The sequence below is a fragment of the Rhizobium sp. BK491 genome (assembly GCF_014194925.1).
In the GTDB taxonomy this organism is placed as follows: Bacteria; Pseudomonadota; Alphaproteobacteria; order Rhizobiales; family Rhizobiaceae; genus Rhizobium.
Genome location: NZ_JACIAR010000003.1, coordinates 479582 through 491762, shown reverse-complemented (window position 1 = coordinate 491762; position 12181 = coordinate 479582). Strand labels below are relative to the sequence as shown.

Genomic DNA, 12181 nt, shown 5'->3' with positions numbered 1-12181 from the left:
GGCTTCTAGTCAAGTTCATGACGCCGCCTCCCGTTCGGCACCATAAACCTATGAGGCGATCGCCAACGGCATCAGCCGCCACTCTCGCTTCGTACCTAACCTTCGGTGATCCCGTATAATTTAGGAAGTCGAAATCTGCTCGAAATGCAGTTTCGGTGAACCCAATCTTATCGTAGGACACCCTGTCCATTTGTGGGACAATTGCGCCATGAAATGGGGCAGTCGCCGGTTCCGGCAAGATGCCTTGAGCTCACATTGGCCGAAGCGGGCGACATCCCGCCGCCCGCGTGCCCGCATTCAGTCGAATTTCTCCGTCGTATCGGCCTTGCCCCTGACCCAATAGCCGGACGCCTTGATCCAGCTCAGTGGATAGCCGCGTTCTTCGACTAGGTAGGAGCGCAAGGCACGCGTGACGGAGGCTTCGGCGGCGATCCAGACGAAAGTACCCGGGACCACATCGATCGACTGAAGTATCTTCAGAAGCGAGGACGGATCCGCTGCCTCCGAGAGAGGCCGATATGCCCAGCGCATATCCAGCTGCGCATCGGTCTGAAATTCCTGATGTTCGCGCGCATCGGCAACCGCGACGATCGCCGTTATACGCGCACCCGCTCGCGCCTCTTCAATCCGGCGACCGATGGCCGGCAGCGCCGTCTCGTCGCCGATCAGCACCCAATTCTCGATATCCGCGGACACAACGGCCGAGCCGCGGGGGCCGCCGATCTCCAGCCTGTCGCCGACGCGAGCGTCGAGCGCCCATTGCGTAGCGGGGCCTGCCTCGTGGACGGCAAAATCGAGGACGAGCGTTCGCGCCGCGGTGTCGTATTGGCGAGGTGTATAGTCACGCCGCTCCATTTCCCCGCCGGCACCCGGCACCATCACCTTGATGTGGTCGTCGGGCGCAAGGCTGACGAAATCGGCGAGATCTTCGCCGGCCAGCCGAATGCGCAGCATGCCGGGAGTGATCCTGTCAATGCCTGTTACTGTTAGGAAGCGCCGCTTCAGTTCATGGCGCACGCGCTCGATCTTTGGGGCGGAGATGGCCGTGTTGGAATTATGGGGGGTATCCATGGGTGTCCTTTCGAGGCGCTTCGATCTCGATCCGCAGGACATAGCCGCGCAGACCGAAGCCGCAGAGCCGTTCGATCATACGCGTTGAGTGACGTTAACGCTTACGTGGCCAAGCGATCCGGCCAGTGTGCACGTCCTCTATAAAAGACGACGTCCCCTTGCGCAACGAAAAGATGACAATTAGAGACAAGTTTTTTTGCATCAACCGCCCAGGCGGACGCCAGCTCTGCCGAGCAGGTCGGCACGACTTTTCAAAGCCGTGCCGACCTGATTGATTACTGCAGCGCCTTCTCCATCAGTCGCGCCAGGCGCTCGGCAAAAGCGCGCGGATCGGCCGGCTTGTCGCCATCGAGAACGCGGGCCTGATCGAGCAGCAGGAAGGCCGCATCGTCGCGCAGGGACGGCGCATCCGCCTTGGCGGCAATCGCCTTGACGACCGGATGATCCATGTTGATTTCAAGGATCGGCTTGGCGCCGGACTGCAGACGGCCAGCCCCCTGCAAGATCTTCTCAAGCTGGCGGTCATAACCCTGCTCGGACGCGACGAGGCAGACGGCGCTTTCGATCAGGCGATCGGATGCGCGCACATCGGAGACTTCATCGGCTAGCTTCTGCTTGGCATAGTCAAGGAAGGCCTGGACTTCGGCAGGCGCGCTTTCGCTTTCCGGCTTATCCTCATCATCCTGTTTCTTGAATTGGGCGAGATCGGCAGAGCCTTGCGTGATCGACTTGAAGCTCTTGCCCTCGAATTCCGGCGCGTTCGTCACCCAGAAGCTGTCGACTGAATCGGTGAGCAACAGAACTTCGATGCCGCGGGCACGGAAGCCTTCGAGCTGCGGCGAAGCTTTCAGCTGCTCCAGGCTGCCACCGACGAGATAGTAGATCGGCTGCTGACCTTCCTTGGCATCCCTAATGTAGTCGGCAAGCGAGCGATAGCCGTCGCCCGAGGTCGTGGTGCGGAAGCGCGAAAGCGCCAGAAGCTGAGAACGACGTTCGAAGTCCTCGTAAATGCCTTCCTTGATGAGGCTGCCGAAATTCTCCCAGATCTTCAGGAAGGCGTCATGATCGCTCTCCGCCTGCTTCTCGATCGCCGTAATGATGCGGTTGGTGACGCCCTTGCGGATCGCCGTCAGGATCGGGCTTTCCTGAATCATCTCACGCGAGACGTTGAGCGGCAGGTCCGACGTGTCGACGAGACCGCGCACGAAGCGTAGATAGCGCGGCAGCAATTCGGCTTCATCGGTGATGAAGACGCGTTTCACATAAAGCTTCATGCGCCCCTTGCGATCCGGATCGAAAAGATCGAAGGGCTGCGAACCGGGCACGAATGCGAGCGCCGAATATTCATGGCGGCCCTCGGCGCGGAAATGCACGGTCAGTGCCGGCTCGTCATACTGGCCGGAAACGCCGCGATAGAAATCGGTATATTCCTCGGTCGTGATGTCGTTCTTCGACTTGGTCCACAGCGCTGTACCGTCGGTGAGCTGCGTTGCCTCCTCGCCGGGCTTCTCGGCTATCTTGATCGGCACCGGCACATGACCGGATTGCTCCTTGACGATGCGCTCGACGGTCCAGCGCGATGCATAGCTCTTGGCATCCTCCATCAGATGCAGCGTGATGCGGGTGCCGCGCGCGGGAGCCTCGCTCACCTCGACGGGCGCAACGCTGTAGCCACCCTTGCCGTCCGAAGACCAAAGCCAGGCATCCTCGGCGCCGGCCCGACGGGAGATGACGTCGACGCGATCGGCCACCATGAAACAGGAATAGAAGCCGACGCCGAACTGGCCGATGAGTTGCGCTCCCTCGCCCTGCTTGTTGGCCTCGATTCGCTCCATGAAAGCGCGTGTGCCGGAGCGGGCGATCGTGCCGAGCGCCTCGATCATCTCGTCGCGGCTCATGCCGATGCCGTTGTCTTCCACGATGAGCCTGCCGCCATCGGCGTCGAGCGTCAGCAGGATGCGGCTGTCGGGATCGTTCGCGAGCAGGCCGGGTTGCGCAATCGCCTCGTAACGCAGCTTTTCGCAGGCATCGGCCGCGTTCGAGATCAGCTCGCGCAGGAAGACATCCTTATCCGAATAAACCGAGTGAACCATCATATGCAGAAGGCGGGCAACGTCGGCCTCGAAGACGTGGCTCTCGGCGGTCATCTCTGCGGTGGTGGTTGTCATATGCGTCTAGTCTCCTGGGAATGTTGAAAGTCGCGCCGAACAGGTGGCGGAAGACGAGAGAAATTTCAAGCTTGGGCGGCCAATAAGGTTGGCCTTCGGCCGCGATAGAAGGTGCCGCTCCGGCTTTCCAGCCATCATCAAACGCGCGGGTAGAATATCGGAGACCTACCGGCATAAAGCCCGAAGCTTGACTTTATGAGATCAATATGAGAACATAAAGTGAACATATGGAGATATCCATGACCAAAGCCGAGCAAGTCATCGAACGTGCAATGACCTTTGTCGCTGTCTCGAAGGCCCTTCGGGAGCGCGAACAGGAACGGCGCGCCACATGGACGCGCCGTGTCGAAATCAGCCGGCCGCTACCGCCCTTGCCGCGCGCCGTTCAGCTTTCGTTGAAACTCGACAGCTGAAGTGGTGGGGGTGGTAACAGCACCCGGCAGGCTGTGAAGCGCCCGCCTTTCGGCGGGCGCATGATGTTCTTATTGCTTATGCCTTGAAGAAGGCGAGCAGGTCCGCGTTGATCACGTCCGCATGCGTCGTGGCCATGCCGTGCGGGAGGCCCTTGTAGACCTTGAGCGTGCCGTTCTTCAGCAGCTTCGAGGACAGAAGGGCCGAGTCCGCGATCGGCACGATCTGGTCGTCGTCGCCATGCATGACGAGCGTCGGCACTTCGATCTTCTTCAAGTCTTCGGTGAAGTCCGTTTCAGAGAAAGCCTTGATGCAATCATAATGGGCCTTTGTGCCGCCCATCATGCCCTGACGCCACCAATTGTCGATGACGCCCTGCGAAACAGCGGCACCGGGACGATTGAAGCCATAGAACGGACCTGAAGGAATATCACGGAAGAATTGAGCGCGGTTGGCCGCAAGTGCTGCACGGAAGCCATCAAAGACTTCGAGCGGCAGGCCGCCGGGGTTCTTGTCGGACTTGACCATGATCGGCGGTACGGCGCCGATCAGCACGGCCTTCGAGACGCGACCATGGCCACCGTACTGGGCGACATAGCGCGCAACTTCGCCGCCGCCTGTCGAATGGCCGACATGGATGGCGCCCTTGAGATCGAGATGCTCGGCCAGAGCCGCCACATCGGCGGCATAGGTATCCATTTCATTTCCGGTCGCCGTCTGGCTGGAGCGGCCATGGCCGCGACGGTCGTGGGCGATGACGCGGTAGCCCTGGTGAAGGAAGAATAGCATCTGGGCGTCCCAATCGTCTGAGCTCAGGGGCCATCCGTGATGGAAGACGATCGGCTGGCCTGTTCCCCAGTCCTTGTAGAAGATCTGCGTGCCGTCCTTGGTGGTGATCGTGCTGCTGCTCATGGTGTCCTTACCTTTCGAAGTTGGCTGCTTTGTAGAGGCTTGTGCAGGTTGAGCGAAGGGGGCGACGGCTGCAGCGGCGGCAAGGCCGAGCCCGGCTGTCATAACGCCCCGACGAGTAGCTTGAGGGATCGACTGGCTCATTTCAATCTCCACTTAAATTTATCGTGCGACTTATTATCGCGACATATATGTGATTAGCGCATTTCGATTTTCATGTCCACACAAAATTATCTAGCGATTATTTATTGCGATAACCAATTGAAAGGTAATTATTTAATTTCGTGGACTTGCGAAGTCACATCGGTCTCTTGAACGAAAGTTTCGAAATCAGGCGCTGCTTAACTGTTGATAATTGCACGATAATTATTGCATGGGCTTATCGACAAAATGCGCGATCGCGAATTGCGCGACGCGTTCGTTCGACTTCCTCGCATCGTCGAGCCAGAACGGGAAAATCTGCCATTGATGGATCATCCCTGGCCAGACTTCTAAGCTCACATTGCCGCCTGCCTGGCGTACCTTATCTGCGAACCGCGAGGTGTCATCGAGCAGTGCCTCACGCGCGCCGACCTGGATCAACAGTGGGGGAAACCCCGAGACATTGCCATAGAACGGCGACATGTCGGGATCGACTGCTGGACGATCACGCGCAAACGCATCGTGGATGAGCGTGAGCTCGGCCTTGTTCATGAAAGGGTCACTGGCAGCGTTGGCGGCCAGGGACTCCCCCCTTGCGGCGAAGTCGGTGATCGGGCTCATCGCGACCACAGCAGCGGGAAGCGGACCACTCAGCCTAAGCTGGTTCAAAACGACTTCGATGGCCAGAGTTGCACCAACCGACTCGCCGGCGATAACGATGTTGCCGGCCCTGTATCCCGATGTCAGAAGCCAGCGATAAGCCGCAATGGCATCATCTCTTTGCGCGGGGAAGCGATTTTCGGGCGCGAGGCGATAGTCGACCAACAGCACATCGGCCGAGGCCGCCTTGGCGAGCGAACCCGCTATGTTGGCGTGCGTCCGAAGCGAGCCGCTATAGAAACCGCCGCCATGCAGATAAAGAATGGCACGCCGGCCGATTGGATGATGCAACCGAGCCGGCCAGATGAGATCACCATCCACACCGTTCGCGTCGACACGCCGTATCTGGACACGCGCCGGGCCCGGCGTCGATGCCATGAGCTTCTCGAAAGCGGAGCGGCGCTGCGACAGATCGGCTCCGGACACCGCACCGCTATCGCGCAAAGTGCCGATCAGCTTCTCGATCTGTTCGCTTGAAGTCTTTGTCTGCGGGGCGATCTCGGAGGTTTCGGCGGCTGCAGCTTGCGATATCAACCCTGGGCCTGCGCCTATCAGAACGGCCAGTGCCATGACGAAGCAACATATCCAGCGCAATGATCGGAACTCGTTCATCAAATAAGCCTTTTCCCCGCAAGGCCGTGGACGCCATCGTGATGCCACGGTCGCAGAAAAGCTATTTGTGTCAAGTATGGTGGGCAAGATGGGACAGGAATTCCATTCATCCGCCTGCCCGTCATTCATCGCCTCGACATGATCAACCGATAATCGCTTCCCTATCGGTGCTCCGTTTCATTGAGGTGACAGTGCCGGTGGACTAGTCCTTTTCATTCAGCCCCATGTCTGGCCGCCGCGAGGCGAGCGATGATCGCCTGCCGTGCCATTCTCGAGCCCGCAAGGCGTTGCCTGGTTCTAGCCAACACCTCAACGCTGGCCTTCTCGGGCAATCCGGAATGAAATGGCGGCTCGGGCGCGTATTCCAGCGACAACTGGATCGCTTCGGCTTCCTCTCGACCGCGCAAGGCGGCAACGATCGTCAGTCCGAAATCGATACCGGCCGTAACGCCGCCCGCGGTGAAGAGATTGCCATCCCGTACGACGCGCCCCGGCGAGGCAACGGCTCCGAAATTCTCGAGGAAGTCAAGCGCATTCCAATGGGTCGTGGCCTTCTTGCCCTTGAGCAGGCCGGCCGCTCCAAGGACGAGAGAACCGGTGCATACCGATGTCACGAAGCGGGCTTGGGCCGCCTGTTCCCGGACGAAGCTCAGGACGGCCGCATCCTCCAGCAATGCATTGACGCCGACACCGCCGGGCACGCAGATGACGTCAAGCGGCGGGCATTCGGCAAACGTCGTTGTCGGCTGCAACACCAGCTTCGTTGCCGACACGATGGGCGACGTGTCCTTCCACAAGAGATGCACCTCCGCATCATCCATCGAGGCGAATACCTCGTAGGGTGCGGTCAGATCGAGTTGCTGGACGCCTGGAAACGCAAGCAGGCCGAAGCGGATGGTCATGACATGTCTCCGATGATTGACTTTCCAAGCCTATGCGACAATGCTCTGGCACATTTGCCAAACCACCGTCATTTTTTGCCAATCATGCGCCGCATCGAAATTCTTGCCTTCGACAACGCCCAACTGCTTGACATCACGGGTCCGCTGCAGGTTTTCACCAGCGCCAACGAGGCGGCGCATGAGCTCGATCAGCCGAAACCCTACGAAGCCATCGTTGTCGCGGAAAACCCACAGACCCGAACCAGCTCTGGTCTCGCGCTGATGACCGCCCCACTCGGCAGTAGCGATATTCCGCTCGACACCTTGATCATCGCCGGCGGCTGGGGCGTCAATAAAGCCTGCGAGAACCTCGGCCTGATCGAATGGGTGCGCCGGCGAGCCGCGAATGCTCGTCGGATAGCCTCCGTCTGCAGCGGCGCCTTTCTGCTTGCGGAAGCCGGTCTTCTGGATGGGCGGCGGGCAGCGACCCATTGGAATCGTTGCGAAGAATTTGCCAAGCGCTTTCCGCAAGTGAAGCTCGAGCCCGATCCGATCTTCGTCCAGGACGGGCAGATCTGGAGTTCCGCCGGCGTGACTGCCGGGATCGATCTTTCGCTTGCTTTGGTCGAGGCCGATCTTGGTCGCTCGTTGGCACTTTCCGTGGCTCGCGAACTCGTCGTCTTCCTCAAGCGTCCGGGGGGCCAGGCGCAGTTCAGCGCGGCGCTGAGGCTTCAGGAAAGCGGCCAACGCTTCGATCGTCTGCATGGCTGGATCATGGACAATCTGCGCGCCGATCTTTCCCTACCGGCGCTCGCCGAGCAGGCAAATATGAGCGCACGCAGCTTCTCGCGCCACTATCTGAAAGCGACCGGGCGGACACCTGCACGCGCGGTGGAGGAAATCCGCATCGAAGCGGCCCGCCGCCTTCTGGAAGAAGGCCTGAGCGTGCATCAGGCACGCATGCGCTGCGGCTTCAGTTCGGAAGAAACCATGCGGCGCAATTTCATGCGGAAATTCGGCACGACGCCGCAGGCATTTCGCGATCATTTTGGATGAGGCCTGACTGCGTCGGCAAACATTTGTCCCGCACTTCAGCAAAGTGGGCCTTTCTGCATAAATATGGTCGCTGCGCCCTTTCCCAGACGTTCAGAGTCGTCATAGGCTGCCGCGACCGGAATCCACACAAGGCTTAAGCAAGATGGCAATGCACCGTTTCGTTCCCAACACCTATCACAATGTCATCGGCTCGCTGCCACCGGCCTTGCATGTTGCCGATGGCGATACGGTCGTTACCGAAACGCTCGATGCCGCCGGCTACGACAAAAACGATATTCGCCAGATATCCGGCCCCAATCCGATGAACGGGCCGATCTTCATCGAGGGCGCTGAGCCGGGAGATTCTCTCAAGGTCGAGATTCTCGCAATGGTGCCGACGCGCGATACAGGCTTTACCCGCAGCGTGGTCGCCGCCAATGTTATCGATCCACAGGATGTCCGCGCGCTGCCGGCAGCCGAGAGGGCGATCTGGCAGATCGACCGCCAGAATCTTACGACACGACTGGCCGAACCGGTCGCGGGTCTCGAGACACTTACCCTGCCGCTCGCTCCGATGATCGGCTGCTTCGGGGTCGCGCCGTCTCTCGGTCAGGCCATATCGACCGCCACCAGCGGCGAATTCGGCGGCAACATGGATTATCGCCTGCTTGGGCCTGGCACGACCGTCTGGTTTCCGGTCGCGGCGCCGGGCGCGCTTTTCTTCCTCGGCGATTGCCATGCGGTGCAAGGGGACGGCGAGATCGTTGGCACCGGCATTGAGACCACATTCGAGGTGACGGTGCGCCTGAGCGTCGAAAAGAAGAAGACGATCGTCTGGCCGCGCGGCGAGACGGCAGAGGATATTTTCACCATAGGCAATGCCCGGCCGCTCGATCAGGCCCTGCAACACGCCACCAGCGAAATGCTGCGCTGGCTCGGCTCAGATTACGGTCTCGACAAGACTGCGGCTAGCCACCTGCTCGGTCAGGTTGTGCGCTACGATGTTGGCAACGTCTTCGACCCTGCCTACACCATGGCCTGCCGGGTCTCGAAATCCTGGCTGAAACGCCGATAAAATATCAGCTCGCATCCTGGGAAAGGTCGCGCCGCTGGCGCGACACGTTGCTTTCCTGCCGCTCCCGCGCCATGCGGCTGACGGCGGCACGCAGCTGTGGATGCCGCGACATGAACAGATTGAAGTCGCGGCGGTCCAGCACGAAGAGCTGACAGAAATCGACGGCGACGACATCGGCCGTGCGGCGCGCGCCCGTCAGCAGCGCCATTTCGCCGAAAAAGGCCCCGGCGCCGAGCCGGATCTCGTCATCCTCCAGCTGTACCTCAACAGCGCCCGAAGCGATGAAGAACATGCTGTCGCCACGATCGCCGGTTCGGATCACCCGGTCGCCGGGCGACGCCGATCTCGGGCGGAAGAGCAGCAGCAGCTCCTCATGCTCGTTATCATCAAGTTCGGCAAACATCGGGAAAGTTTCGATGAGCTGCTCGATCTCGAGATGATGCTGGCGATCACGCTCCTCGCGCTGCTTGTTGATGACGGCCAACTGGCGGCGAAGAGCCTCCTGCTTGGCCATGCCATATTTGTTCGCCAGGAAGGGCCAGCGCCCAAAGGCCCAGTTTTCCAGCTTTTCCGTGGCGTAGAAAGCCAGCGGATTGAGCGTGATCGACAGGATCGCACCGGCAAGGATGAGATCCTGTCCTTCCCGCGTCAGCAGCCCGAGCGAGACGCCGAGCCCGGCCAGAATGAAGGAGAACTCACCGATCTGCGCAAGTCCGGCGGCAACTGCAAAGCCGATGCTGGCGGGATAGCGCAGCAGCAGCACGACACAGAAAGCGATCAACGCCTTGCCGAGCATGATCAAAGCAAGCACGCCGATAATCATCAGCGGTTCGCGGATCAAAACCGACGGATCGAAGAGCATGCCGACGGACACGAAGAACAGCACCGAAAAGGCATTCTGCAATGGCAGGGAGTCGGCCGCCGCCCTGTGGCTGAGATGCGATTCACTCATCACAAGGCCGGCAAAGAAGGCGCCGAGCGCAAAGGATACGCCGAAGATTTCTGCTGCACCGAAGGCAATGCCGAGCGCAATTGCCAACACCGACAGCGTGAAAAGTTCGCGCGAACCCGTGCGCGCAACCGAGGTCAGGAGCCATGGCACCACACGCGGGCCGATGAAGATCGCGACAGCCGCGAAGGCTGCGACCTTGAGCAGCGTCATGCCGATCGTCAGCCAGATCGAACCGGAAGCGGCATGACCACCGGCATCCGCATGACCGCCCAGAACACCGGCAAAGGCCGGCAAGAGCACGAGCGCAAGCACCATGGCCAGATCTTCGACAATCAGCCAGCCGACGGCGACACGGCCATTGGTCGAACTCACGAGATTGCGCTCTTCCAGCGCCTTCAGCAGCACGACCGTACTGGCAACGGCAAGACTGAGGCCAAAGACCACGCCTGCACCGACGCTCCAGCCCCATAGCGACGTCAAACCCACACCGAGCAGCGTCGCAATCGCAATCTGGCCGATGGCTCCGGGAATGGCGACGCCGCGTACCGCCAGTAAATCAGCGGCCGAGAAATGCAGGCCGACGCCGAACATCAGCAGGATGACACCAATCTCGGCCAATTGCGATGCGAGGGAAACATCGGCGACAAAACCAGGGGTTGACGAACCTATGATGACGCCAGCCACCAGATAACCGACCAGCGGCGGCAGATGCAGCCTGTCGGCCAGATAGCCGAAAATGGCCGCGAATACGAAGCCCGCGGCAATCAATGCGATCAATGCAACGTCGTGCGGCACGGCTGTCCTTCCCGTTTCACGGCGTTAAAGCCTGTTTCCCTCTTTGAGAGGCTACCTAGCATCGCTTTTGCAGGGCCGTCTACGGGAGATATGAAACCTAAGGGAAAACATCGCCTTGCCGATGCGTGAAGCCCGCAAAGGACTTGAGGCAAGGCGATGTGACAGCGAAACCCTATTGGTCGAGGACGATCTGTAATTTGACGTCGGTCGGACGTGCCTCAACAGCGCGATCGAAAGCCTTGATCGAGTCCTCGAAGTCAAATGTCTCGGATATCAAGGGCTTCAGATCGACTCGACCGGAGGCGATCAGCGCGATCGAACGCTCATACTGATGCGCGTAGCGGAAAACCGTTTCGATGCGGATCTCCTTGGTCGATGCCGTCGAGACGTCGAAGCCGACCGGATTGACCGGCAGGCCGACGGCAACGATGACACCGCCGGGGCGCGGCAGCGCCATCACCGTTTCCCACGCCTTCGGCGAGCCCGAGCATTCGAAGATGACATCCGCACCCCAGCCATCGGTCAAGCGATCGACCTCTTCGACGAGATTCTTCTCGCGAATATTGACCGGAATGACGCCCTGATACTGCGCGGCGATATCGAGTTTCGGCTGGGCGAGATCGGCAACGATCGCCCGCGCGCAGCCGCCGGCAAGGGCTGCAACCGCAACCATGATACCGATCGGGCCGGCGCCGAGTACGACGGCGGTGTCGCCAGGCGTGATGCGCGCCTTGGTGGCTGCCTGCATGCCGACGGCGAAGGGCTCGACCATCGCCCCTTCCGCAAAGCTGACATTATCGGGCAGCTTGAAGGTGTAGTTGGCCGGGTGCACGACGAAGGGGGTCAGCACGCCATGGATCGGCGGTGTCGCCCAGAAGGTGACGGCGGGATCGACATTGTACATGCCGAGACGGCTGGCCTTGGAATTGGCATCGGGAATGCCGGGCTCCATGCAGACACGGTCGCCGATCTTCAGATGCGTCACGCCTGCGCCGACTTCCACCACCGTTCCCGCCGCTTCGTGACCAAGAACCATCGGCTCGTTGACGATGAAGGGGCCGATTTTTCCGTGGGTGTAATAGTGCACATCCGATCCGCAGACGCCGACAGTGTGGATCTTGATTTTCACCTGGCCAGGCCCGACCTCCTGCGGCAGATCGATATCGCGGATCGCCAGTTCATGCTGACGCTCCAAAACCAGGGCACGCATCTTGCTCATTTGCCTTTTCCTCTTCCAAAGCAACCAATGTCCCGCTGACACGGGCACGAAATCCTTGTTCGTTATATCGTCTGAGCCAGCATCATAAAACGCTCTTTAGGCTCTTGCAGATGAAGTTCGACGGCTCTCTGCGGCCGTCAAAGTATGCCTCATCCTCAACATATTAGATAATACTTATTATTTAGCTCGCTATTGCCGATATTGACTGGCGTTCCATTTCTTGTCTTTCTAATCACTAATGAGAAGGAGGGG

10 protein-coding genes are annotated in these 12181 nt (G+C 59.8%); 3 read left to right on the top strand and 7 right to left on the bottom strand.

Translation table 11 applies throughout. The features are described from left to right. Positions 1-297: 297 nt before the first annotated feature. A complete protein-coding gene (locus FHX05_RS16675) occupies positions 298-1071 on the bottom strand; it encodes a siderophore-interacting protein (protein WP_183873077.1) in 774 nt (257 codons plus the stop codon). Between the two features lie 275 nt (positions 1072-1346). Continuing rightward, the gene (gene htpG, locus FHX05_RS16670) at positions 1347-3239 is read right to left on the bottom strand and encodes a molecular chaperone HtpG (RefSeq protein ID WP_183873075.1); all 1893 of its coding nucleotides are present in this window, start codon (positions 3237-3239) and stop codon (positions 1347-1349) included. Between the two features lie 239 nt (positions 3240-3478). Between htpG and FHX05_RS16665 the strand changes: the two genes are divergently transcribed. Continuing rightward, positions 3479-3652, top strand: coding sequence for a hypothetical protein (locus tag FHX05_RS16665; RefSeq protein ID WP_015342656.1), 174 nt, complete (start codon positions 3479-3481; stop codon positions 3650-3652). A 76-nt stretch (positions 3653-3728) separates the two neighbouring features. Here FHX05_RS16665 and FHX05_RS16660 read toward each other — a convergent pair whose 3' ends face one another. The 3 genes from FHX05_RS16660 to FHX05_RS16650 form a co-directional block, all read right to left on the bottom strand. Next, a complete protein-coding gene (locus FHX05_RS16660; RefSeq protein ID WP_112336919.1) occupies positions 3729-4562 on the bottom strand; it encodes an alpha/beta hydrolase in 834 nt (277 codons plus the stop codon). Between the two features lie 363 nt (positions 4563-4925). Next, positions 4926-5930 carry an alpha/beta hydrolase gene (locus FHX05_RS16655; RefSeq protein ID WP_183873073.1) on the bottom strand — a complete coding sequence of 335 codons (1005 nt, stop codon included), beginning with the start codon at positions 5928-5930 and terminating at the stop codon, positions 4926-4928. Positions 5931-6184: 254 nt separating this feature from the next. After that, the gene (locus tag FHX05_RS16650) at positions 6185-6874 is read right to left on the bottom strand and encodes a DJ-1/PfpI family protein (protein ID WP_183873071.1); all 690 of its coding nucleotides are present in this window, start codon (positions 6872-6874) and stop codon (positions 6185-6187) included. Between the two features lie 84 nt (positions 6875-6958). On the opposite strand from FHX05_RS16650, the gene FHX05_RS16645 reads away from it, so the two are divergent. Both FHX05_RS16645 and FHX05_RS16640 read left to right on the top strand, forming a co-directional pair. Then, positions 6959-7909, top strand: coding sequence for a helix-turn-helix domain-containing protein (locus FHX05_RS16645; protein ID WP_183873580.1), 951 nt, complete (start codon positions 6959-6961; stop codon positions 7907-7909). 142 nt (positions 7910-8051) lie between these two features. Then, a complete protein-coding gene (locus FHX05_RS16640; RefSeq protein WP_183873069.1) occupies positions 8052-8963 on the top strand; it encodes an acetamidase/formamidase family protein in 912 nt (303 codons plus the stop codon). A 4-nt stretch (positions 8964-8967) separates the two neighbouring features. On the opposite strand, the gene FHX05_RS16635 is transcribed toward FHX05_RS16640, so the two are convergent. Continuing rightward, positions 8968-10710, bottom strand: a complete 1743-nt coding sequence (locus tag FHX05_RS16635) for a cation:proton antiporter (protein WP_183873067.1) — start codon at positions 10708-10710, stop codon at positions 8968-8970. A gap of 172 nt (positions 10711-10882) precedes the next feature. After that, a complete protein-coding gene (locus FHX05_RS16630; RefSeq protein ID WP_112603394.1) occupies positions 10883-11929 on the bottom strand; it encodes an NAD(P)-dependent alcohol dehydrogenase in 1047 nt (348 codons plus the stop codon). Between the last annotated feature and the right edge of the window lie 252 nt (positions 11930-12181).